At 66.5% G+C, this 24830-nt stretch carries 22 protein-coding genes, 1 tRNA gene and 1 pseudogene; 14 read left to right on the forward strand and 10 right to left on the reverse strand.

All coding sequences use genetic code 11. The features are described from left to right. Nucleotides 1-122 precede the first annotated feature (122 nt). From AL755_RS05630 to AL755_RS05640, 3 genes are all read left to right on the forward strand, one after another. On the forward strand, nucleotides 123-623 hold the full coding sequence (locus AL755_RS05630) for a GNAT family N-acetyltransferase (RefSeq protein WP_054010166.1): 501 nt from the start codon (nucleotides 123-125) through the stop codon (nucleotides 621-623). A gap of 68 nt (nucleotides 624-691) precedes the next feature. Further along, nucleotides 692-764: transfer RNA gene (locus AL755_RS05635), tRNA-Leu, on the forward strand. Nucleotides 765-874: 110 nt separating this feature from the next. Further along, nucleotides 875-1720 (forward strand): Bax inhibitor-1/YccA family protein, encoded by an 846-nt coding sequence (locus tag AL755_RS05640; RefSeq protein WP_054010167.1) that lies wholly within the window; start codon nucleotides 875-877, stop codon nucleotides 1718-1720. 168 nt (nucleotides 1721-1888) lie between these two features. Here AL755_RS05640 and galK read toward each other — a convergent pair whose 3' ends face one another. From galK to AL755_RS05655, 3 genes are read right to left on the reverse strand one after another with little or no spacing between them, the layout of a single operon-like run. Next, nucleotides 1889-3049 carry a galactokinase gene (gene galK, locus AL755_RS05645; RefSeq protein WP_054010168.1) on the reverse strand — a complete coding sequence of 387 codons (1161 nt, stop codon included), beginning with the start codon at nucleotides 3047-3049 and terminating at the stop codon, nucleotides 1889-1891. Then, nucleotides 3046-4182 (reverse strand): galactose-1-phosphate uridylyltransferase, encoded by a 1137-nt coding sequence (gene galT, locus AL755_RS05650; RefSeq protein WP_054010169.1) that lies wholly within the window; start codon nucleotides 4180-4182, stop codon nucleotides 3046-3048. The genes galK and galT overlap by 4 nt, the downstream gene beginning before the upstream one ends. Further along, nucleotides 4179-5009: a DeoR/GlpR family DNA-binding transcription regulator gene (locus AL755_RS05655; protein ID WP_054010170.1), complete on the reverse strand. Its 831-nt coding sequence runs from the start codon at nucleotides 5007-5009 to the stop codon at nucleotides 4179-4181. Before AL755_RS05655 ends, galT begins: the two co-directional genes overlap by 4 nt. A gap of 132 nt (nucleotides 5010-5141) precedes the next feature. On the opposite strand from AL755_RS05655, the gene AL755_RS05660 reads away from it, so the two are divergent. From AL755_RS05660 to AL755_RS05680, 4 genes and pseudogenes are all read left to right on the forward strand, one after another. Continuing rightward, nucleotides 5142-6074 (forward strand): aldose 1-epimerase family protein, encoded by a 933-nt coding sequence (locus AL755_RS05660; RefSeq protein WP_054010171.1) that lies wholly within the window; start codon nucleotides 5142-5144, stop codon nucleotides 6072-6074. A gap of 252 nt (nucleotides 6075-6326) precedes the next feature. After that, nucleotides 6327-7489: pseudogene (locus tag AL755_RS22295) on the forward strand (AI-2E family transporter). A 60-nt stretch (nucleotides 7490-7549) separates the two neighbouring features. Continuing rightward, nucleotides 7550-8788: a threonine ammonia-lyase gene (gene ilvA, locus AL755_RS05675; protein WP_054010174.1), complete on the forward strand. Its 1239-nt coding sequence runs from the start codon at nucleotides 7550-7552 to the stop codon at nucleotides 8786-8788. Nucleotides 8789-8947: 159 nt separating this feature from the next. Further along, nucleotides 8948-10276: a hypothetical protein gene (locus tag AL755_RS05680; RefSeq protein ID WP_150117050.1), complete on the forward strand. Its 1329-nt coding sequence runs from the start codon at nucleotides 8948-8950 to the stop codon at nucleotides 10274-10276. An 85-nt stretch (nucleotides 10277-10361) separates the two neighbouring features. Here the strand turns inward: AL755_RS05680 and greA are convergent, their stop codons facing one another. Together greA and AL755_RS23970 are read right to left on the reverse strand one after the other, a co-directional pair. Then, nucleotides 10362-10853, reverse strand: a complete 492-nt coding sequence (gene greA / locus AL755_RS05685) for a transcription elongation factor GreA (RefSeq protein ID WP_054010176.1) — start codon at nucleotides 10851-10853, stop codon at nucleotides 10362-10364. A gap of 199 nt (nucleotides 10854-11052) precedes the next feature. Next, nucleotides 11053-11553 carry a DUF4307 domain-containing protein gene (locus tag AL755_RS23970; protein ID WP_082368942.1) on the reverse strand — a complete coding sequence of 167 codons (501 nt, stop codon included), beginning with the start codon at nucleotides 11551-11553 and terminating at the stop codon, nucleotides 11053-11055. A gap of 78 nt (nucleotides 11554-11631) precedes the next feature. On the opposite strand from AL755_RS23970, the gene mca reads away from it, so the two are divergent. From mca to AL755_RS05705, 3 genes are read left to right on the forward strand one after another with little or no spacing between them, the layout of a single operon-like run. Continuing rightward, nucleotides 11632-12540 (forward strand): mycothiol conjugate amidase Mca, encoded by a 909-nt coding sequence (gene mca, locus AL755_RS05695; protein ID WP_054010178.1) that lies wholly within the window; start codon nucleotides 11632-11634, stop codon nucleotides 12538-12540. Between the two features lie 56 nt (nucleotides 12541-12596). Continuing rightward, on the forward strand, nucleotides 12597-12935 hold the full coding sequence (locus AL755_RS05700; protein WP_192841651.1) for a hypothetical protein: 339 nt from the start codon (nucleotides 12597-12599) through the stop codon (nucleotides 12933-12935). A gap of 9 nt (nucleotides 12936-12944) precedes the next feature. After that, on the forward strand, nucleotides 12945-15143 hold the full coding sequence (locus AL755_RS05705) for a thioredoxin domain-containing protein (RefSeq protein WP_054010179.1): 2199 nt from the start codon (nucleotides 12945-12947) through the stop codon (nucleotides 15141-15143). 5 nt (nucleotides 15144-15148) lie between these two features. Here AL755_RS05705 and AL755_RS05710 read toward each other — a convergent pair whose 3' ends face one another. Beyond that, the gene (locus AL755_RS05710; protein WP_082368943.1) at nucleotides 15149-16810 is read right to left on the reverse strand and encodes an HNH endonuclease signature motif containing protein; all 1662 of its coding nucleotides are present in this window, start codon (nucleotides 16808-16810) and stop codon (nucleotides 15149-15151) included. Between the two features lie 156 nt (nucleotides 16811-16966). Beyond that, nucleotides 16967-17620 (reverse strand): PAQR family membrane homeostasis protein TrhA, encoded by a 654-nt coding sequence (trhA, locus tag AL755_RS05715; protein WP_445290493.1) that lies wholly within the window; start codon nucleotides 17618-17620, stop codon nucleotides 16967-16969. A 148-nt stretch (nucleotides 17621-17768) separates the two neighbouring features. On the opposite strand from trhA, the gene AL755_RS05720 reads away from it, so the two are divergent. Together AL755_RS05720 and AL755_RS05725 are read left to right on the forward strand one after the other, a co-directional pair. Further along, the gene (locus AL755_RS05720) at nucleotides 17769-18551 is read left to right on the forward strand and encodes an isoprenyl transferase (protein ID WP_054010182.1); all 783 of its coding nucleotides are present in this window, start codon (nucleotides 17769-17771) and stop codon (nucleotides 18549-18551) included. Nucleotides 18552-18743: 192 nt separating this feature from the next. Continuing rightward, complete coding sequence (locus AL755_RS05725) at nucleotides 18744-20084, forward strand: PhoH family protein (RefSeq protein ID WP_082369516.1); 1341 nt, start codon at nucleotides 18744-18746, stop codon at nucleotides 20082-20084. 66 nt (nucleotides 20085-20150) lie between these two features. On the opposite strand, the gene AL755_RS05730 is transcribed toward AL755_RS05725, so the two are convergent. After that, entirely contained in the window at nucleotides 20151-20990 is an 840-nt protein-coding gene (locus AL755_RS05730) for a hypothetical protein (RefSeq protein WP_054010183.1), read from the reverse strand. 69 nt (nucleotides 20991-21059) lie between these two features. Between AL755_RS05730 and AL755_RS05735 the strand changes: the two genes are divergently transcribed. Both AL755_RS05735 and AL755_RS05740 read left to right on the forward strand, forming a co-directional pair. Continuing rightward, the gene (locus AL755_RS05735; RefSeq protein ID WP_054010184.1) at nucleotides 21060-21569 is read left to right on the forward strand and encodes a prepilin peptidase; all 510 of its coding nucleotides are present in this window, start codon (nucleotides 21060-21062) and stop codon (nucleotides 21567-21569) included. Nucleotides 21570-21613: 44 nt separating this feature from the next. Beyond that, the gene (locus AL755_RS05740; protein ID WP_054010185.1) at nucleotides 21614-22084 is read left to right on the forward strand and encodes an NUDIX hydrolase; all 471 of its coding nucleotides are present in this window, start codon (nucleotides 21614-21616) and stop codon (nucleotides 22082-22084) included. A 324-nt stretch (nucleotides 22085-22408) separates the two neighbouring features. Here AL755_RS05740 and AL755_RS05745 read toward each other — a convergent pair whose 3' ends face one another. After that, the gene (locus tag AL755_RS05745; protein WP_054010186.1) at nucleotides 22409-24094 is read right to left on the reverse strand and encodes an MDR family MFS transporter; all 1686 of its coding nucleotides are present in this window, start codon (nucleotides 24092-24094) and stop codon (nucleotides 22409-22411) included. After that, nucleotides 24091-24768 (reverse strand): TetR/AcrR family transcriptional regulator, encoded by a 678-nt coding sequence (locus tag AL755_RS05750; protein ID WP_160318862.1) that lies wholly within the window; start codon nucleotides 24766-24768, stop codon nucleotides 24091-24093. The genes AL755_RS05745 and AL755_RS05750 overlap by 4 nt, the downstream gene beginning before the upstream one ends. Nucleotides 24769-24830 lie beyond the last annotated feature (62 nt).

Raw genomic sequence — 24830 nt, forward strand, 5'->3', positions numbered from 1 at the left:
CCAAACCCGGAACTGCCGGATTCGATGGTGCAGCTAGTGCGGGCCATGTGGGCCGGAGCCCGCAGGAGCTGCACCGCCGAACCGGGTATTCGGAGCCAGCGACCTCGGAATACACTGGGGCCATGATCATTCGACGCGAAACGGCCGCCGACAGGCCCGAAATCGAGGCCGTGATCGAGGCCGCCTTCCCCGAACCGGTGGAGGTGCGGCTGCTGCGGGAGCTGTTTGCCACCCGCGAATACATCCCCGAGCTCTCCCTGGTGGCCGAGGATGCGGACGGGCGCATCGTGGGCCACGTGATCAGCACCCGCGGCTGGATAGGGGAGACCCCGGCGCTGGGGCTTGGACCCATCGGCGTGCTGCCCGAACTTCAAGGCCAGGGCATCGGCTCGGCCCTGATGCGGGCCAGCATCGACGCCGCCACCGGGCTGGGCGAGCCGGCCATCGTGCTGCTGGGCAGCACCGAATACTACCCGCGCTTTGGTTTTGTCCCGGCCGACTCCGTGGGCATCATCTCTCCGGACCCGTCCTGGGGCTCGCACTTCATGGCGTTGCCGCTGCCGGGCTTCCACCCCGGCATTCGCGGGCATTTCAGGTACGCGGAACCGTTCAACGACCTCTGAACGGCGGTTTTTGCCACCCTCGCCGGGCTAGTAGTGTTAACCCGGCAGGACGCCACAACCGTCCTAGCGCCCCAGTAGCCCAATGGCAGAGGCAGTGGACTTAAAATCCATTCAGTGTCGGTTCGAGTCCGACCTGGGGTACCGCATATCGTGCAGCAGTGCCTGCGCAGGGAACCAAACTTAGCGGCCGTTCGTCCTTTATTGGTAGGGTTAGAAGACTATTTACCCCCTAATTTGGAGGAATCAGCACAATGGCACTTGGTGGAAACCCGGTCTTTGCCAACAACAAAAACTTCAAGGACTCCCCGGCTGTACAGCGCGGATACTTGAGCGCCGGCACGGACACCATGGCCGGAACCGGCCAGTTCTCGGCCGAGCAGTTGCAGGACCTGTACAACAAGCCCTCAGCAACCGCCGGGCAGACCGGCCGCATGACGTACGACGACGTCATCATCAAGACCGTGCTGACCCTGGCCCTGGTGCTGGCCGGCGCGGCCCTGGGCTGGATCGTTCCGGTCCTGATGCTTCCGGGCATGATCGTTGGCCTGGTGCTGGGCCTCGTGAACTCCTTCAAGAAGCAGCCCTCACCGGCGCTGATCCTTTGCTACGCCGCCTTTGAAGGCATGTTCCTGGGCGGCCTGTCGGGCTTCCTCGAAGGACTGTACCCGGGCATCGTGGTCCAGGCCGTGCTGGGCACCCTGAGCGTGTTCGTCGTGACCTTGGTGCTGTTCCGCAACGGCAAGGTCCGCGCCACCCCCAAGCTCACCCGCTTCTTCATCATCGCGATGGCCGGTTACGCGCTGTTCTCGCTGATCAACCTAGGCCTGATGCTCTTCGGAGCCACCAACAGCCCCTGGGGCATCAACAGCATGCACATCCCCGGCACGAACATCCCGTTCGGCCTGATCCTGGGCCTGCTCGCGATCGGCCTGGCCGCGTTCTCGCTGATCGTGGACTTCACCTCCATTGAGCAGGGCGTCAAGAACGGCCTGCCCGCCAAGTACTCCTGGACGGCCGCCTTCGGCCTGACCGTGACGCTCGTGTGGCTGTACGTGGAGATCCTGCGCCTGCTGGCCATCCTCCGCGGCAACGACTAGTCCCCAATCGCTCCCAGGCCTCGTGCCTCGGCCCGGGGCCCTCGCAATCGGGCCCCGCGGCATTGGGATCGCGTGGGCATTTGAGCCCACAGAATGACAAAACGGTCTCGACGGGCTCGACCACCGGTGGTCGAGCCCGTCGAGACCCTTTCGCGTTAACTCAGGTAGCTACGCGATCCGCCGGGCTCCCGGCGCGGGGGAGACGGCGAAGATGTCCGGAGCACTGAATCCGGAGCCGGCAAAGGCCGCCATGACGGCGTCGCGCACGGCGGTTTCAGCGGCAGCCGGGATCAGCGCAATCGCAGATCCGCCAAAACCACCACCGGTCATCCGGGCACCCAACGCGCCGTTGGCCAGGGCCGTGTCCACGGCCAGGTCCAGCTCGGGGCAGGAGATCTCAAAGTCGTCGCGCATGGAGGCGTGGCTTGCCGTGAGCAGCTCGCCGATCGCGGCCGGCCCCTCACTGCCCAGCACGGCAACGGTGTCCAGCACGCGCTGGTCCTCGGTCACGATGTGGCGCACCCGGCGGTACGTCTCGGCGTCGAGCAACCCGGCGGCCTCGGCGAGGTCCGCGGCAGCGACGTCGCGCAGGGCGGCCACGCCAAGCACCTCGGCGCCCAGCTCGCAGGACGCGCGGCGCGCCGCATATCCGCCCGTGGCGTGTGCGTGCGAAACCTTCGTGTCCACCACCAGGATCAACAGCCCGGAGGCGGCCAGGTCCAGCGGCACCAGGGTGGATTCCTGGGTGCGGCAGTCGAGGAACACGGCATGGCCGTCCGTGGCCAGCAACGACGCCGACTGGTCAAGGATGCCGGTGGGCGCACCGACCACCTCGTTCTCTGCCCGCTGGCCGACCAGGACCAGCTCGTTCGCGGACAGCGCGGCACCGCTCAGTTCGTTGAACGCCGACGCAACGGCGCACTCGATGGCGGCCGACGACGACAGCCCGGCCCCGGTGGGGACGGTGGAATGCAGGTACAGGTCGAAACCGCCGATCTTCACGCCCATCTGGCGCAGCACCCACACCACCCCCAGGGGGTAGGCGGTCCAGCCGGTCATGGTGTCGTGGCTGAGGGTGTCCAGATCCACCGTGACAACACCCTGGTTGCCGTAGCTGGAGAGCAGGCGCGCCGTGGAGTCGGTGCGGAGCCGCACCGCCACGCCGGCGGCCCGGTCGATGGCGAAGGGAAGCACAAAGCCTTCGTTGTAGTCGGTGTGCTCGCCAATCAGGTTGACCCGGCCGGGCGCGGACCACACGCCGTCGGGGGCATGGCCAAAGGCGGACTCAAACGCCGCCGAAATGGAGGCGGCGCTCAGGGATTCGGTCATGAGACGGAGACTTTCTTGGCAGTAGGGATGGGCAGCTCCGCGGACACGTCGCGCAGGACGGCTGCCGTTTGTTCCGGGGTGGTGTCGTTGATGAACGCGCCCATGGCGGCCTCGGATCCGGCCAGGAACTTCAGCTTGTCGGCGGCCCGGCGCGGGGACGTCAATTCCAGGTGGAAGCGGCCCGCCGGGCGCAGCAGGGAATCCAGCGGCGCCTGGTGCCAGGCGGCGATGTAGGGCGTCGGGGTGTCGTAGAGATTGTCGAGGCGGCGCAGCACGTCAAGGTACATGACGGCCAGCTCGTCCCGCTCCTCGCCCGTGAGTGCGGCAAAGTCGGGAACGTGGCGATGCGGGGTGATGTGGATTTCCAGCGGCATGTGGGCGGCGAAGGGCACATAGGCGCTAAAGTGCCGGCCCTGGGCCACCATGCGTTCGCCGGACTCGGACTCCCTGGCCACGATGGAGCCGAGCAGGGTCTCGCGGCCGTCGTGGGCATCGTAGAACGTGCGGGCGGCGGCGGCCATGACGGCGCTGCGCGGGGGAACATAGGAGTACGCGTAGATCTGCCCGTGCGGGTGGTGCAGGGTCACCCCGATGTCCTGGCCGCGGTTTTCAAACGGGAAGACCTGCTTGATCCCGGGCAGCGCACTGAGCGCCTCGGTGCGGTGCGCCCAGGCGTCAATCACGGTGCGGGCGCGTTCGGTGGACAGGGCGCCGAAGGACCCCGTGTGCTCCGGGGTGAACGCCACCACTTCGCAGCGTCCGAACGCGCGGTCCTTGGTGCCCCACTGTGGGAATTCGCCAATGGCGCCAACGGCCGGGCCCAGCGACGGGAAGCGGTTTTCAAAGACGGCCACGTCGTAGCTGGAACCGGGAATCTCGGACAGGTTGGCACCCGTGGTGGGGCACAGCGGGCACTGGTCGGCCGGGGGCAGATAGGTGCGCGTGTTGCGGTGCGCGGCAATGGCAACCCAATCGCCGGTCAGCGCGTCAAAGCGCAGCTCGCCGGTGTTCGCCTCCGAGCGCGGATCCAGGGGACGGGTGTCGACGGCGGAGTGATCGTGGACGCGGCCGCCGTCGTCGAAGTAGATCAGCTCCCGGCCATCGGCCAGTTGGGTGGTGGTGGCGATTGTCATGAAGTCTTCCTGCTTTGGGTTTGGGTCGAGGCGGCCGGTCCGGCGGATACCACGGTGAGCGTGGGGACCTTGGCGGCGAACAGCTCGCGGGTGGAGGCGCTGACGCCGTCGTCGGTGATGACGGTGTCCACGGCACTCAGCGGGGCAATGGTGGCCAGCGACCTGACCTGGAACTTGGTGCTGTCGGCCAGGACCACCAGGCGGCCCGTGGATTCGATGAACGCGGCGTTGGTCTCCGCCTCGAGCAGGTTGGGGCTGGTCAGTCCGCGGTCCGCGTCGATGCCGTGCACGCCCATGAAGCAAAGGTCGGTGTTCAGGCTGCGCAGGGCGCTGCGGGCCACGGGGCCCACGAGGGCCTCCGACGGCGTGCGTTCGCCACCGGTGACGATGACCTTGCAGTCGGAATTTCCCTGCTGCTGGTACAAAAGGTCCGCCACCTTCAGTGAGTTCGTCACCACGGTCAGGCTGCGGATCTGCTCCAGCTCGGCGGCCAGGTAAACGGCCAGTTGGTAGGTGGTGGTGCCGCCGGTCATGGCCAGGGTCATGCCCGGCTGGATCAGGGACAGTGCCTCGCGGGCGATGGCAAGCTTGGCGTCAAGCTCCTTGTCGACGTTCAGCAGGAAGCCCGGTTCCAGGGCGCTGAGCCGGGCCAGGCGCATGGCCCCGCCGTGGATCTTGCGGGCCAGGCCGTTCTGGTCAAGGGCCTCGATGTCGCGGCGGATGGTCATCTCGCTGACGTTCAGCGTGGCGGCGACATCGGCCACCCGCACCGCCTCATGGAGTTGAAGTTCCTTCAGAATCCGTGCCTGACGCTCCGGTGCCAACATGGGAAACCCCTACTCTGTGAACGATTAAAAACAATAGTTTCAAACAAAATCTTACATTAAGCGGACGGTTTTGGGGGTAACAAAGCTGTGAATTCGCGGAATCCGCGCACGCAAGAAGGTAGCGTAGGCACCATGAGCAGTTCGAACACCACGGAAGCGGGCCGGGCAGCGACCGGTCCACAGTTCACCCTGCGCCGTGGCGGAGCCGTCGCGATCATCGCCTCGCTGGCCGCCGGAATCCGCCACTATGAGCGCGACGGCGTGGAGTTGGTGGAAGGATACGACGCCGCCGCGATCGCCCCGGGCGCAGCAGGCATCACGCTGGCCCCCTTTGCCAACCGCGTCGACGGCGGCCTGTGGGAGCTCGACGGCGCCGCCCAGCAGTTGGACATCACCGAGGTGGCCCGGAACAACGCGATCCATGGCCTGCTGCGCAACACCGGCTACGCCGTGCTGGAGTCCTCCGAAGCCCATGTGCTGCTCGAGGCCGTCATCTACCCGCAGCACGGCTACCCGTTCCTGGCCCGGCACCAGGTCCGCTACGAGCTCACGGTAGAGGGCTCGCTGCGGGTGGCCCAGACCCTCTTCAACGACTCCGCCGCGAAGGCACCCTTCGTGCTGGGCGCGCACCCCTACTTCCGGATCGGCGATACCGCCCCCGCTGAAGTGCGGATCACGGTGGACGCCGCAACGCGGCTGGCCGCGACCGAGCGGATGATCCCCACGGACGCCGTGCCGGTGGACGGCAAATACGATCTGCGCGGCGGCCGGCCGTTGGGGGAGTCCCTCATGGACACCGCCTTCACCGACCTTGCCACGGACGACGGTGTCGCCCGGCACACGCTGTCCGCCCCGGACGGGCGCACCGTGAGCTTGTGGCACGACGCCACCGTTTCTTACGTCCACGTCTACGTCACTCCGGATTTCCCCGGCCGGAGCCTGGCCGTGGCCATGGAGCCGATGACGGGCCCGGCAAACGCCTTCAATTCCGGTGACGGCCTGCGCTGGCTGGAACCCGGTGCGGCGTTCACGATGAACTGGGGCATCGACTCCGAACTCGGCTAGTTTCCGCGCGGCCGGGCCGGTGGCGGACCCCGCGGACGGCCGCGCGAAAGCTGCCGTCCCGGACCCCTGCGGGGCTGCCAAAATGGACGCGGTTTTACGTATTTTTGCCCCATGGGGAAGTATTGGGTCATGACGCCCTCGCAGCAGGTACCAGAGCGCCCCCTAGCCACCGCACAACCGGGGGTCCCCGTTGGCATGCAAGTGGCCGGTGCCTGGGCCTGGCGGGTTGGCGTGATCCTCATCGTGGGAGCCATGCTGATCTGGCTGTTGAGCCAGGTGAGCCTGCTGATCGTCCCCATCATGGTTGCCGCCTTGTTTGCCGCCCTGCTCCGGCCCGTGGTGAACCGGCTGGCCAAGGCCGGGGTGCCGCGCGGACTGGCCGTGGCCGTCACGGAAGTCGGCCTCCTTGCCCTGGTGCTGGGCGGACTGTTCCTGGTGGGCCGGCAGATGGTTTCCGGCATCGCCGATCTGGGCAAGCAGGCAGTTACCGGCCTGATCCAGGTCCAGGACTGGGTCACCTCCGGCCCACTGGGCATCAGCAACGACCAAATCAGCAAGTACCTCCAGGACGCCCTGGACTCGCTGCAAAACAACAGCTCGACGATCTTCGCCAAGGTCTTGGGCATCGGCAGCGGCTTTGGGCATTTCACCGCCGGGCTGTTGCTGACGCTCTTCATCCTGATCTTCTTCCTGCTGGAGGGGACAAGATCTGGGCTTTCATCGTCCGCTTCTTCCCGCGCCGGGCCCGCCCCGCCGTGGACGGTGCCGGTCGCCGCGGCTGGCTGTCGCTGGGCAACTACGTGCGCGTGCAGATCCTGGTGGCCGCCGTTGACGCCGTCGGCATTGGTGCCGGCGCCGCGATCATCCAGGTCCCGCTGGCACTGCCGCTGGGCGTGCTGGTCTTCCTGGGATCGTTCATTCCGGTCGTAGGCGCCCTCGTCACCGGGGCTGTTGCCGTGCTGCTGGCCCTCGTGGCCAACGGCTGGGTCAACGCCCTGATCATGCTCGGGATCGTGTTGCTCGTCCAGCAGCTGGAAAGCCACCTGCTCCAGCCCTTCATCATGGGCCGGGCCGTGTCCCTGCACCCCGTGGCCGTCATCATGGCCGTCGCGGCGGGATCCACCGTCGCCGGCATCCTGGGCGCCTTGTTCGCCGTGCCCGTGCTGGCCGTGGCAAACTCCTTCATCCGCTATGTGGCCGGACGCGGTTGGGAACACGATCCCGAGCTCCCCGACGTCTACGGGCTGCCGCGCACCGTTCCCGAAGGCCCGACGGCGGACGGCCCCGCCCGCGACGATGCCGCCTCCGGTGGTTCCACCACAGCAGCACCGGCTCCCGGAGACACCGCCCCGGGGAGCCCCACCCGGGGCGAGCCCGACGGCGGACCCGGCCAGCCGGCGTCGTCCGCGCCCTAGCACAGCGGCACCCCACCAAATTTTTGCACCACCCGACACCCAGAGAAAGAGAAAAGCACCGTGAATGCAAGCAGCGAATTGCCCGTAACCCTTGCCGATGTTGAAGCAGCACGGGAGCTGTTGGCGGACATTACGGCGCTGACCCCCATTGAAAGTTCACGGGCGCTGGGGCGGATGACGGGCTCGGAGGTCTTCTTCAAGTGTGAGAACCTGCAGCGCGCCGGCTCCTTCAAGGTCCGCGGCGCCTACGTCCGCATGGCCCGGCTGACGGCCGAGGAACGCGCCCGCGGCGTGGTGGCGGCCTCTGCCGGAAACCATGCGCAGGGCGTCGCCGTGGCGGCCAAGGCGCTGGGCATCAAGGCCCGGATCTACATGCCCGTCGGCGTGGCCCTGCCCAAGCTTGCCGCCACCCGCGGGCACGGCGCCGAAGTGGTGCTGCACGGCTACAACGTGGACGAGTCGCTGGCCGAGGCCGAACGCTTCGCCAATGAAACCGGCGCCGTGTTTGTGCACCCCTTCAACAACGTGGACGTGGTCTCCGGCCAGGGCACCATCGGCCTGGAAATCCTCGAACAGGTGCCCAACGTCGACACCATCATCATGGGCGTTGGCGGTGGCGGCCTGCTCGCCGGGGTGGCCGTGGCCGTCAAGGCGCGCGCCAAGGAACTGGGCCGTGAGATCCGGGTGATCGGCGTGCAGGCCGAAAACGCGGCCGCCTACCCTCCCTCCCTGGCCGCGGACGCCCTGGTTCCGCTGAAAAAGGTCTCGACCATGGCGGACGGCATCGCCGTGGGCAGCCCCGGCCAGCTGCCGTTCTCGATCATCCGTGAACTGGTGGACGACGTCGTCACGGTCAGCGAGGATTCGCTGGCCCGCGCCCTGGTCTTCCTGCTGGAGCGCTCCAAGCTCGTGGTGGAGCCGGCCGGGGCCGTGGGCGTTGCGGCGCTCATGGAAGGCAAGATTGAAAACCCGGGCACGACGGCGGTGATCCTCTCCGGCGGCAACATCGACCCCATGCTCATGCTCAAGGTGATCCAGCGCGGTCTGGCAGCCGCGGGCCGTTTCATGACGGTGCGCATGATGCTCAACGACCGTCCCGGCTCGCTCGCCACGATCTCGCGCATCATCGCCGAGAACGACGCCAACGTCACCGGCGTGGACCACACCCGCGTGGGCGGCTCCATCTCGATGGGCGATGTCTCCATCACCGTGAACCTGGAAACCAAGGGCCACGACCACTGCGAACTGGTCCTCACCGCCCTGCGCGCCGAGGGCTTCCAACCCATCGTGGTGCACTAACCCGTACTTCCCGGCAGCGGTTCACCGCAGCGTGCCCGGCAGGACCCCTCCCACGGGCCCTGCCGGGAAAACGGCTTCCCTTTTTGCCCCCTGCAGTGAATACTTCAAACAGGCCAAGACCGGCCGGACATCAGAGCATAGGGGGACTTTATTTTGTTGATGACTACTTTGAGGCGTTCACGGCGCGGTTTGGCCGCGCTGTCGTTGGCCGGACTCCTCACAGCCACCGCCGGTTTTGCGGCCCTTCCGGCGGCAGCGAATCCGCTGCCGGCAGCCGACGCTACGGCCACCGCAAGCGATACGGCTACCGATATGGCAACAGATGCCGCGACCGCCACGGAAGCGGCCACTGATGCAGCCACCGACACGGCCACAGATGTAGCTACCGATTCGGCTACGGAGACCTCAACGGCCACCGACACTGCCACGGCCGAGCCGAGCGGGACGGCTGCCCCGGACCTTGCCGTCCAGGATGCCGGTGGCACCCTGCCCAGCCTGTCCTTCCCGACACCCGGGGCCCTGGTCTCGACCACGCAGGCCTTCAATGGCTCGGCACTGCCCGGGGCCACGGTTCGGATGCTCGACACCGCACACAATCCGGTCTGCACCACGACCGCGGATGAGTTTGGCAACTTCCAATGCATTCCCGGGAAGTCATTTGCACTGGGCCCGCTCACGCTGACCCCGTCCATGACCCCGACCGAGGGCGCAGCCGTCGAGGGCGATCCCGCCACCTGGACGGTCATTGCCTCTCCCGTCATCACGAGCCCCCAGGGCGGCGAGGCGATCGGCGACCTGCCGGTCTTCACCGGGACCGGTTACCCGGGCGCCGCCGTTGACATTGTGGGCGGACACAGCGGGCTCTCGCTGTGCTCGGCAAAGGTCGGGGCGGACGGCACGTTCAGCTGTCCCATGACCCGCAAGTTGCTCGTGGGCAGCCTTGACGTTTTCCCGGCACTGAACTGGGGACAGTTGGATTCGGTGAGCGGGATGATGATCACCGTGGACGTGCGGGTCACCCCGAAGATCACCAGCCCCGTCGATGGCGGCACCATGCCCGCCTCTCCCATGATTGAAGGCGTCGCCGGGGCGTTCTCCACGGTGACCATCCTGGACGAGAACGGCAAGACCGTGTGCACGGTCAAGGCCGACGTCAAGGGCGCTTTTTCGTGCGTCGCCGCGGCCGATTTCAGCCCGGGCAGCCATTCGCTGACTCCGGTGCAGACAAGTTTGTCCGGCGTCGCCAACACCGGCACCACGGTCCACGTCACCGTGGCCGGCGCCCCGGCGGCAGTCGTGCCGACGACGGCCGCCGCCGCTCCGAGCGCTAGCCCCTCGGCACCGGCCGTCGTCGAGGTTGCCGTGGCCGGCAGCCTGGCCAACACCGGCGCCAACGGCGTTGCCGCGGCCGGGCTTGCCGCCGGGACGCTGCTGCTGGCCGGCGCCGGCGCCCTGCTGATGCTCCGCCGTCGCACGCGCACGCACTAGGGGAGTTAAACCAAAAGTTCCCGCGCTCGGCGCCCGAAGAAATCGGGTGCGGAGCGCGGGAACTTTTGTTTAAGCGTTGGGGGTCTTAGCCCTGGTACGGCGTGGCGGAGAGGATCTCCACGTCGATGGTGCGGCCGTTGGGGGCGACGTAGCTGAGCTTGTCGCCGATCTTGTGGCCCATGATGGCCGCGCCCAGCGGGGAACGCTCGCTAAAGACGTCCATGTCGTCGGCGCCGACTTCGCGGCTGCCCAGCAGGAACGTGGTTTCGTCGCCCGCGATCGTGGCGCCCACCACCATGCCCTGTTCCACAATGCCGTCGTCGGCCGGCGATTCACCCACGTGGGCGTCGCGCAGCAGTTCGGTCAGCTGGCGGATGCGGGCCTCGATCTTGCCCTGCTCGTCCTTGGCCGCGTGGTAGCCGCCGTTTTCCTTCAGGTCACCTTCGGAGCGGGCCTGTTCGATCTTGCTGACGATTTCGGCACGGCCGGGGCCGGAAAGGTGCGTCAGTTCAGCCTGGAGACGATCATAGGCTTCCTGGGTCAGCCAGGCAGCGGACGCACTGTTAGTGGTAGGCACGGAGTTCTCCTCGAATGTACATAAAAAGCAAAGACCCCGCTAACGGCGCTTCCAGTGATGGTCCACGGCCGGCGGTCACATCGATCGATGCGCGCCATCCGGGCAAGGAACCATCGCAGGTTGACCCAGCGGGGAAAAGATAATAATTGACAGTTTAGTCAATAAGACGGATAAACCCAAGAATCACATGTGGCGCGTGTTACGTCCCGGGCACAATCCAGCAGCTGTCCACGACTCCCGTGACGGCCAGGGAGTCGGTGCGGACCTCGCCGCGGACCGTCGTCGTGCGGCCGTTGTCGTCGCCGGTACCGGTGCCGTTGGGACCCACGGTGAGGACGTTCCAACCCACCACGGCGAAGGAGGAATTCAGAGCCTGGATGGCGCACTGCGCCGTGGCTCCGGGGTCCTTGGTGATGGCCACATCCACCGTGGTCATAGTGGGATCCGCCACTTGGTAGCTGATCAGTTTTTGGTCCACGCCCGTGTTCCCGCCCAGTGTGGCCCACAAAATCCAGACCAAACCCACGAGGCCGAGTGAGGACAGCCAAATTATTTTGGCTTTTTTGGAGAGCGCTCGCTTGGGCGTGCCGTATCGATTGGCTACGCTGGTAGCTGCTGGAGAATCAGAATTTGTCACTGCATCCACTGGTGTCTTGTTCCGCGGTTGCGCCGCGGGCTGGCCGCCCCGTGAACGGGGCATCGGACAAGGTCAAGTTTAGCGTTCATTCCGGCTTACATTTTTTCGCAGGTACTGACCAAAGAATCGAAGGTAGCCGACGTGACCGTCAACCAGGGGCACTCCGCCGAACCGCTCCGCCTGCTGGCGGTCCACGCCCATCCCGATGACGAGGCCAGCAAGGGTGCCGCCATGATGGCTTCCTACGTCGCAGCAGGGGACCGCGTCATGGTGGCCAGCTGCACGGGCGGCGAACGCGGAGGCATCCAGAATCCCGCCATGGAGGGCGACGCCCACTCCCTGCGCGACATGGGTGGCGCCCGCCGGCTGGAAATGGCCCGGGCAGCTGAGATCCTGGGCATTGAGCACCAGTGGCTGGGCTTTACCGATTCCGGCCTGCCCGAGGGCGATCCGCTGCCCGCCCTGCCGGCCAACTGCTTTGCATTGAAGCCGTTGGAAATCGCCGCGGCGCCGCTGGTGCGCCTGGTGCGCCGTTTCCGCCCGCACGTGATTGTCTCCTACGACGAAAACGGCGGCTACCCGCACCCGGACCACATCATGGCCCACAAGGTGACGGTGGAGGCCTTCCACGCTGCCGGCGATCCCGAACGCTACCCGGAGGCGGGCCCGGCCTGGGAGCCGCAGAAGCTGTATTACGACCTGGCGTTCAACCCGCAGCGATTCCGGGCCCTGCACTTTGCGCTGGAGGAGGCCGGGATTGCCTCGCCGTACGCGCAGCGCCTGGCGGCCTGGCTGGAAGCCGACTCCGAGGGCCACACCCCGCCGGCCGGCACCCACCCCACCACCACTCAGGTTGACTGCGGTGAGTTCTTTGAAAAGCGTGACGACGCCCTGCGCGCCCATGCCACCCAGGTTGACCCGGAGGGATTCTTCTTCGCCGTCAGCCCCGATATGCAGCGCAAGGTCTGGCCGTGGGAGGACTATTCGCTCATTGAATCCCGCGTACCCACCTCGTTCCCAGAAAACGATCTGTTTGCTGGCTTACGATAGGTAGTGGACGTTTCCCGGAGCCACCTTCCCTGCCGGGATGAAACGAAAGACGAATTGTGCATTCACTGATTTTGATCGCCGCCAACACGCCCGTACCGACCCCCTCCCTGCAGGCGGGGCTCACGGACGATCAGGTGGGCCCCGGATTCCTGGGCTTCCTGGCCATGGCCTTCATTGTCGCGATCATGTTTTTCGTGATCCGCGACATGGTCAAGCGCGTGCGGCGCGTCCGCTACCGTGCCCAGGTTGAAGAGGCCCACACGGGCGGTTCGCACGGCCCCGACGCCGAGTACATGGGCATTCCCATCAGGAACGACGACGTCCCCGCCTCGTTCTCGGGCGGCGCACCCCTGGGCCCGGTTTCCGTGGCCGATCCGGACACGGACAAGTCCTAGGCTCCACCGATGAATCGGCTTGCCGGCGAACCGAGTGCCTACCTTCGCCAGCATGCCGGTAATCCCGTCAATTGGCAGCCCTTTGACGACGCCGCCTTTGCCGAAGCACGCGAACGCAATGTTCCGGTTTTTTTGTCGGTCGGCTACGCCGCCTGCCACTGGTGCCACGTCATGGCACATGAATCCTTTGAGGATCCGGCCATTGGCGCTTACCTGAACAGTAACTTTGTCGCCATCAAGGTGGACCGGGAGGAACGCCCCGACGTCGACGACGCCTACATGGCGGCGACCCAGGCGTTGAGCGGCGAGGGCGGATGGCCCATGAGTGTCTTCCTGACGCCGCAGGGCCAGGCGTTCTACGCCGGCACCTATTTCCCACCCCGCCCCGTGACGGGCAGGCCGTCGTTTCGGCAGGTGCTCGAGGCCGTGACAGATGCGTGGGAAAGCCGACCGGAGGAAGTCCTCTCGACGGCCCGGGCGCTGTCCCTGGCGCTGGCCGACCCGCTCTGGCGGGTCCATACCGGGGCCCCGGCGTCCGCGGATGCGGCCATTGCACCGGGCGCAGGTAACCCCGAGGACTGGGCGGATTCGCTCGACGTACTGGTGCCGGCCGCCGTTGCCGCGATGGTCCACGCCGAGGATCCCGTCCACGGCGGGTTTGGCCAGGCCCCTAAATTCCCGCCGACCCCGGCACTGGAGTTCCTGATCCGGCACGCCGCCCGAGGGCGCGGAGAATCGTCTCACACAGCCCGCGGTCTGGCCGGGCGGACGTTGGGCGCCATGGTGAATTCGGCACTTTTCGATCGGCTGGGCGGCGGTTTTGCCCGGTACAGCGTCACCGCCGACTGGTCCGAACCGCACTACGAGAAAATGCTTTACGACAATGCCGGGCTCCTGCGGGTCCTGGTGCATTGGATCCGGCTCGACGCGGCGGTTGCCGGCCCGCCCGGCCCGGCCGGCAGTTCCGCGGCCATTTCCACAAGTATCTCCCCGGGCGATGCGCGGCAGGCTGCCGAACTCACGGTCGGTTGGCTGCTGAACGAGCTTCGCCTGCCCGACGGCGCCTTTGCCTCCTCCCTCGACGCGGACACCGTGATCGACGGGGTCCACCACGAAGGTGCCAGCTACCTGTGGGCGTCCTCGGAGCTGCTCGAGGCGGCCAGGCAGCTGGCGCCGGCCGACGGCCTTGACGCAAGCGAACTGGCTGCCCGGGTGGCAGGGTTTATGAACCTTCCGGCGACGGGTGCACCCGGACCGTTCCACCCCGGTCGCGAACTGACCGGGGCCGAACGCACCCTATGGCGGCAGCTGCGTCCCGCGCTGACGACCATTCGAGGAGGCCGGGCCATGCCCGCCCGGGATGACAAAGTGGTCGCAGCCTGGAACGGCATGCTGCTGGCCGCCCTGGCGGAAGCCGCCATGGTGCTGGAGCGGGCAGATTATCTGGCGACCGCCGTCGAACTGGGGACGTACCTGCGGCGCGTCCACTGGGACGGCGCCACCCTGCGCAGGGTGTCCCACCACGGCGAACCCCGGGGGATTGAGGGCCTGCTTGAGGACTATGCGGCCTGCGCGGACGGATTCTTCGCCCTTTACGCCGCGACGGCGGACTCCCAATGGTTCGATTTCGCGGGCACCCTCGTGGATGCTGCGGGGCGGTTCCTGAAGGACGGAAGCGTGGCCAGCAGCGCCGGGGAGCAGCCCGCCATGGCCGGCGCTCCGGCGGGTGCCCGTTTCGCCGACCCCTTTGACAACGCCACCGCCAGCCCCGTGGCCTTGTTGGCCGACGTGATGGTCACTGCCTCGGGATACACGGGATCTGCGGAGTCCCGCCGGCTGGCCGAAAACCTGCTCGGTTCCTTGCCGGAGCTGGTCCGGCGGGCCCCGCGATCTGCCGGCGGGATGCTGGCCGTTGCCGAAGCCATGACGGCCGGGCCTGCAGAGGTGGCCATTGTGGGCGAGCCGGGGCCCGACAGGGACGCCCTGGTTCGCCGAGCCTGGGCCTCGCCGTCGCCCGGGATGGTCATCGCCGTGTGGGACGGACACGGCACGCCTCCCGTGCCGTTGCTTGAGGGACGCGCCCCTACAGGCGGTTCGCCCGCCGGCACCTCTTCCGGCCCGGCCTTGGCGTACGTGTGCCGCAACATGGTGTGCGCCAGACCCGTGGCGGCGCCCGCGGACCTGGACGCACTGCTGTCCGGGCGGTAATTCGCTCATCCCGCATCCGTTTCAGCCTCCGTGCCGGCCGGCGCCCCGGCTCTTGGATATCCGTGATGGTAGGTGTTGCGACGGGCCCGTCCAGTGGGATCGAGCAAGGGTGGCGGGGTGAAAAACGGTATCCCGTCGACCATGGCGACTTGCCAGTCACTGCCGTGGAGCAGGTGATGGTGCGGGGTGCAGAGGAGCACACCGTTCTCGAGGGACGTTTCGCCGCCGTCCTTCCACGCGATGATGTGGTGGGCCTCAGTCCAGGGCGCCGGGCGCGTGCAATCAGGAAAGGCGCAGCCCATGTCGCGGGCCACGAGGATCTTGCGTTGGGCCGCGGTGAACAGGCGCCGGGTACGGCCGACGTTGATGATCCGCTGCCCCTTGCCGAAGGTAATTTCCGTGATCTCGGCATCGCAGATGAGTTCCTCGAAGTCGGCCAGTGGGGAAGGGCCACAGTACGGGGCAAGGGCGGTGCCCTTGCCGTTGCTGAGATCTTCACGGGCGATGGTGATAAACACCTGGGGCTTGAGCCCACCATTCAAGGGCAGTTTGCCTGTGCGGGCCGCGAGCTTGATGCAGTCGATCATGCCGTCGAGGAGCCGCTGGCCGTGGGTGCGACGGTCTTTTACCGCCGGATCGATGCCGGCAGGCGCTATCGGATCAAGGCCCGGCAACTCCGCGTCGGAGCCGGGTTCCGGAATGCTGATGCCATCCACCCGGTGCGGCCACGCAGGCTCGGTTTCGGGGGCGGTGGCCGGCTGTGCCTTGGCCGTGGTGAGCGGTATTCCACGCATCAGCCGGTCATTGATGTCCGCATGGTCGCGCGGGTTGGTGGCCTGCCCGATGCCTGCCATCATCTGCTCGTACTGGGCAAGCGTCAGATGCCCGTCGAAGTGCACCAGACCGCGGCGGGCACGGCGGAAGAAGATCCCTTGCTTGGCAAGGAGTTCGCCGTCGGTGGGCTGTTGCCCGTCGGGGTCCAGTAGGTTCACGGCCCGGACGCCCACACGGTGCAGGAAGTCGGGGGCCTGGTCCCGGGCGTACTCCGTGAGCGTCTCCTCCAGTTCGGTGACCATACCGGGGTCAATGCGGCCGGCATTGGCGAGGTGGGCGGCGTCGTCGGTGAAAGCCGACACGATCAGGGCCTGCTCGGCGGACAGCTGCCCGCCGAAGAACGCGGTGCCCAAGGCCGGCTGGCGCGGCGGTGCCAGGACGGGGCCAATGGCATCCGGGACGGGCAGGAGGTGTTCGGCCAGGCGCATGCGCCGGTAGGCCTCGGCCTTGCCAAGCTTCAGGGTTGCGACGAGCATGCCGGCCGGATCCGTGACCCCCTTGGCGGTGAAGCGTCCGGCGCGGGTCCGCGTGGCCAGCTCGCCGGCGGCTTGAACCAATACGCCCTGCAGAAAATGGTTGAGGTGCTCGGCCGTTTGGGCCCAGGCCACAAGTTCACGGTCCGGCAGCGAGCCAAGTTCAAGGCCCAGGGGAGTGGCTGCGACAGGTTCTCCCGCGCGGGTGCCGGGGTGGTCTCCAAAGTCGGCGCCGGAGCCGTGCGAGGCCGCCCTGGCCAGCGCCTCGGCAAGGTCCAGGAGCCGGTGAATGTGATCACCGGCGCTGTTGCCGTGCCGTGTGGAGCCGGGGCTTCCCGGCATCCTTGCCGTTGCTTCCATGCCTTAATTTTAGGCGGGACCGCCGACATTTTTCGGGTAATAATCGAAGATGTGGGCAACACTCGAACTAGGTGACGGTGTGGAGGAATAACGGTGTCGGCCCGAAATTTGGCACTCCGGCAAGCAATCCCGGCAAGCAGTCCCCGTAGTCAGGCGCTAAGCAAACACGGCAAGCGCAACGGCCACGAACTGCGCCGCGAATCCGGCCACGGTGAGCGCGTGGAACAGTTCGTGGAAGCCAAAGTGCCGGGCGCTGAAGTTTGGTTTCTTGATGCCGTAAATGACGGCGCCGGCGATGTAGAACGCACCGCCCAGGCAAATCAATATGGTGGCGAGGGTGTCGGCGGCCCAAAACTGGGGCAGGAAGAACAGCGCCGTCACGCCTAGCAGCACATAGATGGGGACGTACAGCCATCGCGGTGCCCCCACCCACAGCACCCGGAACAGCACGCCGCCCACGGCGCCGGACCAGATGAGCCACAGCAGCAACGTGGCCGTGGACCGGGGCAGCAGCAGCGCCGACAACGGTGTGTAGGAACCGGCGATGACCAGCATGATGTTGCTGTGGTCAAGGCGTTTGAGGAGGATCTTGGTCCGCGGCGTCCAGTTGCCGCGGTGATATAGCGCGCTGGTGCCAAAAAGCATGACGCCCGTAAACGCGTAGATTGCGGTGGTAATTTTGGCGTCCGTGCCCGGCGCCAGCAGGACCAGGAGGGTTCCGGCAATCAATACCAGGGGAGCGGTTGCCGCGTGCAGCCAGCCGCGCCAGCTGGGTTTGTGATCGGCGGGCAGGGTGCTCGTCATAGCCATGAGCATAACTTAGCCAGCGGTATGTTACTAGCGGGTAACAAGCGGTTGGGGTCCGGCTGTCAGGAATCCGCGGCACCGGCGGGTAATCTAGGACTAGCAATTTTCCCCGGCCTCCCGGCCACTGTCCGCAAAGGTTTGGTGCACGCTGATGCAGTTGTTTGCCAGGCCTGTCCGGATGCCCGCGGCGCTGTACAACTACTATGAACATCGCCTCACCAAGTCCCTCGACCTGAGCACGGTGCCCCGGCACATCGGCGTCATGGTGGACGGCAACCGCCGCTGGGCCAGGCAGTTCAACGCCCCCACCAGCGAGGGCCACCAGGCCGGCGCCGACAAGATCCTGGAATTCCTTGATTGGTGCCAGGACCTGGGCATCAAGGTGGTCACGCTCTACATGCTCTCCACCGACAACATGAACCGCTCGCCCGAGGAACTCGACGAGCTCATGGGCATCATCGCCAACACCCTTGACCTGCTCGACGCCGACGCCGACATCAGCGTCCATGCCATGGGCGCCCCCGAGCTGCTGCCCAGCTACCTGGCCGACCGCCTCTCCACGCTGACCACCCGGGTCCCCGCCAAGGAACGCATCCACGTCAACATGGCCATCGGCTACGGCGGCCGCCGGGAGATCGTCGACGCCGTTCGCGAGCTCCTGCACGACGCCGACGGCGCCGGCCGGTCCATGGCCGAGGTCGCGGACGGCCTCAGCGTCGACGACATCTCCAAGTACCTATACACGCGCGGCCAGCCCGATCCGGACCTGGTGATCAGGACCTCCGGCGAACAACGGCTGTCCGGCTTCCTGATGTGGCAAAGCGCCTACAGCGAGTTCTATTTTTGCGAGGCCCTCTGGCCCGCGTTCCGCAAGATCGACTTCCTGCGCGCCCTGCGCGACTACGCCGGCCGCAGTCGGCGCTTCGGCAGCTGACCCACAAAACCGGGGCACCGGCGTCGAACATCGAGTGTTTACCCAAAGGACACCGGACGCGCGCGCAAAAGATGCATCACAGCCACCCAAAACGGCGTAGGTTAGGCACTAACGGAGGGCAACTCCGCTCGCCGTACCGATGAATTTCCGGGCGTGGCACTGACCCGGAAGGCTGGAGCCGACGTGGTTGAGATGACGCAATTGGGGCAGGATTCGCAGCGGACACAAGGTGGTGCGGGGCTAAAACTGCGCACCTACATCATTGACACCTCGGTGCTGCTTTCGGATCCACGGGCCATCATGCGATTTGCCGAGCATGAGGTGGTTGTGCCGATCGTGGTGATTTCCGAACTCGAAGCCAAACGGCACGATCCCGAGCTCGGGTATTTTGCCCGGACCGCGCTGAGGTTGCTTGATGACCTCCGCACCAAACACGGCGGCCTGGCCACGCCCATCAGCCTGGGCACCGAGGGCGGGACGTTCCGGGTGGAACTGAACCATGTCTCCGCCGACGTATTGCCGGCGGGAATCCGCGGAACCGACAACGACTCCCGGATCCTGGCGGTGGCCAAGAACCTTGCGAATGAAGGCAAGGACGTCACGGTGGTGTCCAAGGACGTGCCCATGCGGGTGAAGGCGTCCGCCATGGGCCTGGCCGCGGACGAGTACCGCAACGAGCTGGTGCAGGATTCCGGCTGGACCGGCGTGGCTGAAATCGAGGTGACCGAGTCGGAGATGGCCGCCCTGTACAACCATGACGCCGTCGCCGTCCCCGAGGCATCGATCCTGCCCACCAACACGGGGCTGGTGTTGACCAGCAACCGCGGCTCGGCCCTGGGCCGGGTGGGCGCCGACCAGCAGGTGCGCCTGGTGAAGGGCGACCGGGAGGTGTTTGGCCTGCACGGGCGTTCCGCCGAGCAGCGCCTGGCCCTGGACCTGCTGATGGATCCCGACGTCGGCATCGTGTCCCTGGGCGGCCGCGCCGGCACGGGCAAGAGCGCCCTTGCACTGTGTGCCGGGCTCGAAGCCGTGCTGGAACGCAACGAGCACCGCAAGGTGGTGGTGTTCCGGCCGCTGTACGCCGTGGGCGGGCAGGAACTGGGCTACCTGCCCGGCTCCGAGAGCGAAAAGATGAACCCCTGGGCGCAGGCCGTCTTCGACACCCTGGGCTCCGTGGTGAGTGACCGCGTCATGGACGAGGTCATGGAACGCGGGCTGCTGGAGGTGCTGCCGCTGACGCACATCCGCGGACGTTCCCTGCACGACTCGTTCGTGATTGTCGACGAGGCACAGTCGTTGGAGAAGAACGTGCTGCTGACGGTCATGAGCCGGATCGGGCAAAACTCCAAGATTGTCCTCACCCACGACGTCGCCCAGCGCGACAACCTCCGGGTGGGCCGGCACGACGGCGTGGCCGCCGTCGTCGAGACGCTCAAGGGGCACCCGCTCTTTGGCCACGTCACGCTCACCCGTTCGGAGCGCTCACCCATCGCCGCCCTCGTGACGGAGATGCTGGAGCGGGCCGAAATCTGACCCGCCGAGGGGCCCCAACAGGACCCGCGGGCGCGTTTCCTGTTGGGGCCCTCGCGGCTTGGATTCTTATGAGTGCGGGCCCAGGTCCCAGGGGATGTGGGCCCGCACGTCCGTCAGGCCCATGCTGACCTCCTCGAAGAGGTCATCGAGCATGTACTCGTCAATGCCGCGGATCAGGATCGCATGCCCGGCACCGGCCGTTTCCCCGTCCAGTGACCGGCTCGCCACGCACACCGCCGTTTCCAGGTCGATCCGCACGGCCGTCCGTCCCGGGTAGAGCAGCGGGGCGGCGGGGAACAGCGGGGTGTAGGACGGGTTTGGCGTCAGGATCGCATCCATTGCGGTCCGGCCGTTGTGTTCCACCATGCTGATGGCCTCGACCTCGGCGACGTTGGCAAACGGCACCTCCAGCGGGACGGGTCGTTCGCCGGCCAGCTCCGCGGGGTCCAGCGCTGCGGCAAAACGTCCCGAGCCGAAGGCTGGTTCGCCGTACAGGGCCTCGGGGCGGCGCACCACATAGCCGTTCCCGTCCTTGACCGGGTTGGCCATGGTGGGCGGGAGCAGCCACGGCTTGCGGTTGCCGCTGATGAACAGCGAGTCCTTGGAATTGTTGATCTTCGTGGTGCTGGCCAGCAGCAGGCCATCGAGCGTTTCGACCCGCAGGGCTCCGGGGCGGCGCACCCAGCAGTTCATGGCGGCCACCTCCGACGCCGGAATCAGGCGCTCCGCGGAGCGCCTCCCGGGCTCACTGGGGGCTTCGCCGGCCTCCCGAGTTGTGTCCCAGACGGACTCGCCGGCGGCGTCCGGATCGTGGCGGCGCAGTTCAAAACGCAGGCTCTGCCAGCGCCAAGGCGAGGACCTGCACAGGTGGCGAAATGTATCCGGAGTGAGCAATTGGCCGGTCATATCCACAGCTTACGCCGGAGCCTGCACGGACGTGCCCACGTCGTCCCGCCATGGCGTAGCATCACGCCTATGGTCACACGACTGGCGGATTTGTGGGAGCTGAACCCCCTGGCGCTTTATTGCGCGCTCGGGGCGTGTGCGTACCTGCTGTACCTGGCCGTGGTGCTCAGTATCATCGATATCCGCACCCACAAGCTGCCCGATCGTCATGTGCTCCCGGCCTATCCCGTGGCCGCGCTGCTGCTGGGCCTGAGCGCGGTGCTGGCCGGCGTTCCCGTGCACCTGCTGCGCAGCATCGGGGGAGCGGCGGCCGTCGGCGGCCTCTACTGGATCCTGTGGGCCGTCCACCCGGCCGGCATGGGGTTTGGCGACGTCAAGCTTGCCGGCGTGCTGGGGCTGTATTTGGGATTCCTGAGCTGGCACCATGTGCTCCTGGGTGCCGCAGCCGGGTTCGTGGTGGGCGGCCTGTGGGGCGTGGCGCTCATCGTTGCTCGGCGGGGCACGGCCAAATCAAGCATTCCGTTTGGCCCGTCCATGATGACCGGTGCGCTGGCGGCCATGCTCCTGCTGCCCGCGTAGCCGGGTGCGGGCTGAGTCAATTCAAGCCCCGCTAGGCTGGAGGCATGGGCACACCGGAATTCATCGTCAACCTCCGCAACAAGATCGGCCACGACCCCCTGTGGCTGCCGGGCGTGCGCGGAGTGGTGTTTGACGAACACGGCCGCGTGCTGCTGGGCGAGCGCTCCGACACCGGCGGTTGGGCCCTCATCACCGGCATCCTGGAGCCCGGCGAGGAGCCGGGCCCCGGCATGTTGCGGGAAATCCTGGAGGAGACGGGCGTGGTTGCCGAGATCGAGCAGCTGCTGGGCCTGGCCGCCGTCGGCCCCGTGACGTTCCCCAACGGGGACGTGTGCGACTTCCTCAACGTCGAATTCATCTGCCGCAAGGTCAGCGGTGACGCCCGCGTCAATGACGACGAATCGACCGCCGTGGGCTGGTTCGCCGTCGACGAGCTCCCGCCTTTGCGCCCCGGGCACCTCGCCTGCATCCAGCGGGCCCTGGCGTTCGACGGCGAGCCGCACTTCCAGCGCTGATCCCCACCCGCCGGCCCGCAAAATTGCTGGCGCAATTTTCCGGGAACCTGGCGGGCGTGGGCCCAACCACCCGCCGGCCCGCAAAATTGCTGGCGCAATTTTCCGGGAACCTGGCGGGCGTGGGCCCAACCACCCGCCGGGCTGATGCCCCCGCAAAAAAGGACGGCGCTTGCGCATTCGGACGGCGTTAGACCACCGGCCGAAAGCGCGAACGCCGTCCTTTTCCCAACCGGGGATCCCCGAATCGGCCGCAGCACGCAAAAGGCGCGTGCCGGCGTCGGACTTTTCAGTACGACGGCGGCACGCGCCCTCAAGGGTGCAAGGCTACTTTTCGGCCGGTTCCCCGGAGTCTTCCTTCTCCAGCAACAGCGTGTCCGTGCCTTCGGCATCCAGGGCGGCGGCCGGGGAAGGGGTGCCGCCCAGGCGTTCGGCCTCGAGGCGCTCGGCCTCCTCGCCGCCAATCGCCTCGCCACGGGCCACCATGCCGGAGGTGTCCGACAACGGGATGACCTTCATGGTCAGGGCCAGGATCAGCGCCACCACCATGAACGGGATCAGGTACCAGAACACCGGAGCCAGGGAGTTGGCGTAGGCGTTGATGATGCCGTCACGGATGGCCGCGGGCAGCTGCGCCATGGCCTGCGGGTCCAGCGACGACGTCGAGTTCTGCGCCTGCTCCGGGTTGGCACCCGCGGCGGCGAAGACATCCTTCAGGGACGTGGCCAGGCGTGTGGTGAACATGGCGCCGAAGACGGCAACGCCCAGGGCCGAACCCACTTCGCGGAAGTAGTTGTTCGTGCTAGTCGCGGTACCGATCTGGCTGGCCGGAACCGAGTTCTGCACCACGAGCACCACAACCTGCATGATGCAGCCCAGGCCCGCACCGAACACGAACAGCTGGGCGCAGATGACCCAGATCGGGGTGTCGGCGGTCAGCGTGGTCATCCACCACATGGTGATGATGGTCAGGACGGAGCCCACGATCGGGTAGATCTTGTACTTGCCGGTCTTGGACATGCGGATACCGGAGTAGATGGACGTACCCATCAGGCCCACCATCATCGGCAGCATCAGCAGGCCGGATTCGGCGGCCGAGGTCCCGGCGGACATTTGCAGGAACGTCGGCACGAACGCCAGGGCGGCGAACATGCCCATGCCCAGCACGAAGCCGATGGCCGTGGAATTCAGGAAGATCGGGTTCTTGAACAGCGACAGCGGGATGATCGGATCCTGTGCCCGGGACTCGGTGAAGATGAAGAGCGCGACGGCGGCGATCAGGCCCGCACCCCATGTCCACGTCACGATGGAGGTCCAGCCGTCGGTCTTGCCGCCAAAGTCGGTGAAGAAGATCAGGCAGGTGGTGGCGATGGACAGGAACAGCACGCCCATGTAGTCGATCTTCTTCTCCGCCTTCTTATTGGGCAGGGTCAGCGTGAAGAACGCGATTACGAAGGCGATGATGCCCACGGGGATGTTTATGTAGAAGCACCATTCCCACGTCAGGTGGTCCACGAAGTAGCCGCCCAGCAGCGGGCCGGCGACGGCGGCGAGGCCGAAGATGGCGCCCAGCGGGCCCATGTACTTGCCGCGCTCATTGGCGGGAACAATGTCGGCGATGATGGCCTGCGAGAGGATCATCAAACCGCCGCCACCCAGGCCCTGGATGGCACGGAAGATCACGAAGCCCCAGAAGTCGGTGGCGAAGGCACAACCGATGGACGCGAGCGTGAAGATGGCGATCGCGGCCAGGAAGAGGTTGCGGCGGCCCAGGACGTCACCGAACTTGCCGTAGATGGGCATCACGATGGTGGTGGCCAGCAGGTAGGCGGTGGTGATCCAGGTCTGGTGCTCCACGCCGCCCAGCTTGCCCACGATGGTGGGCATGGCGGTGGAAACAATTGTCTGGTCGAGGCTGGAGAGCAGCATCCCCGCGATGAGCGCGGAGAAGATGATCCAAATTCTCTTTTGGGTCAGCAGGAGCGGTTGCCCTGCCTTGATGGCTGTACTCATGAAGCCCCTTTGGCGGATAAGTGCGAATAAACGAAGAATTGGTGGACCGAGGCAAGATCGTCGGAGAGGATTTCGCGGTAGCTGCGCGTGTTGTGTTCCGAGAAGAAGGTCTGGCTGGACCGGCGGGTCAGGGCGCCAAATACGTTGGCGGCCAGGAGTGCCACGGGGTCCTCCAGGGGCAGGCCCTCGCGTTGGGCGATGAGGGAGGCGAACTCGTGTTCGCGGGTGACGGCGCTGCCCATCATCTTCATCATGAGTTGCGGCTCGACCTTCATCGCGGCGAGGAGGTCGTGGAGGTGCTCCCGGGTGAAGTCCATTTCGTCCACCATGGCGCAGGTGAGCTCGAAAAGATCGCGCAACAAGGTGGTGGTGAGCCCGTTGGGTCCGCGCTCGGCTCCGGATTCGACGCCGGCGCCGGCCAGGAAGACGTTCATGGCGTCGGCGGGGAACTCATCCAACAGGTGCCCCACGATGGCGTCTTCCTTGGACGGGAAGTAGTTGAAGAAGGTGCGGCGGGAGATACCGACCTCCTCGCACAGCTGCTCAATGGTGAAGCCGTTGAGGCCTTTTTGGGCAGTGGCCAGCCGGGCCGCCGTGGTGATGGCGGATCGGGTTGCCTCACGTTTGCGGGCGCGCAAGCCATGCGCGGCGCAAGATTTTGCACTTTCAGTCACAAAGTAAAAGTTTGCACTATTTATGGCAGAGTGCAAAGTTTTCTGGATGTGGCGTTTGTCAC

This window comes from Arthrobacter sp. ERGS1:01 (assembly GCF_001281315.1).
Classification (GTDB): domain Bacteria; phylum Actinomycetota; class Actinomycetes; order Actinomycetales; family Micrococcaceae; genus Specibacter.

Bases quoted from the DNA above. Each gene is read 5' to 3' on its own strand.
- AL755_RS05655 (WP_054010170.1), bottom strand. From the start codon at position 5,009: ATGTTGGCACCGGAGCGTCAGGCACGGATTCTGAAGGAACTTCAACTC.
- galT (WP_054010169.1), bottom strand. From the start codon at position 4,182: ATGACAATCGCCACCACCACCCAACTGGCCGATGGCCGGGAGCTGATC.
- AL755_RS05745 (WP_054010186.1), bottom strand. From the start codon at position 24,094: ATGAGTACAGCCATCAAGGCAGGGCAACCGCTCCTGCTGACCCAAAAG.
- AL755_RS05640 (WP_054010167.1), top strand. From the start codon at position 875: ATGGCACTTGGTGGAAACCCGGTCTTTGCCAACAACAAAAACTTCAAG.
- AL755_RS05735 (WP_054010184.1), top strand. From the start codon at position 21,060: ATGGTCACACGACTGGCGGATTTGTGGGAGCTGAACCCCCTGGCGCTT.
- trhA (WP_445290493.1), bottom strand. From the start codon at position 17,620: ATGGCTATGACGAGCACCCTGCCCGCCGATCACAAACCCAGCTGGCGC.
- AL755_RS05720 (WP_054010182.1), top strand. From the start codon at position 17,769: ATGCAGTTGTTTGCCAGGCCTGTCCGGATGCCCGCGGCGCTGTACAAC.
- AL755_RS05660 (WP_054010171.1), top strand. From the start codon at position 5,142: ATGAGCAGTTCGAACACCACGGAAGCGGGCCGGGCAGCGACCGGTCCA.
- AL755_RS05630 (WP_054010166.1), top strand. From the start codon at position 123: ATGATCATTCGACGCGAAACGGCCGCCGACAGGCCCGAAATCGAGGCC.
- AL755_RS05705 (WP_054010179.1), top strand. From the start codon at position 12,945: ATGAATCGGCTTGCCGGCGAACCGAGTGCCTACCTTCGCCAGCATGCC.
- AL755_RS05725 (WP_082369516.1), top strand. From the start codon at position 18,744: ATGACGCAATTGGGGCAGGATTCGCAGCGGACACAAGGTGGTGCGGGG.
- AL755_RS05710 (WP_082368943.1), bottom strand. From the start codon at position 16,810: ATGGAAGCAACGGCAAGGATGCCGGGAAGCCCCGGCTCCACACGGCAC.
- AL755_RS05680 (WP_150117050.1), top strand. From the start codon at position 8,948: ATGACTACTTTGAGGCGTTCACGGCGCGGTTTGGCCGCGCTGTCGTTG.
- galK (WP_054010168.1), bottom strand. From the start codon at position 3,049: ATGACCGAATCCCTGAGCGCCGCCTCCATTTCGGCGGCGTTTGAGTCC.
- AL755_RS05730 (WP_054010183.1), bottom strand. From the start codon at position 20,990: ATGACCGGCCAATTGCTCACTCCGGATACATTTCGCCACCTGTGCAGG.
- AL755_RS05740 (WP_054010185.1), top strand. From the start codon at position 21,614: ATGGGCACACCGGAATTCATCGTCAACCTCCGCAACAAGATCGGCCAC.
- AL755_RS23970 (WP_082368942.1), bottom strand. From the start codon at position 11,553: ATGCCCCGTTCACGGGGCGGCCAGCCCGCGGCGCAACCGCGGAACAAG.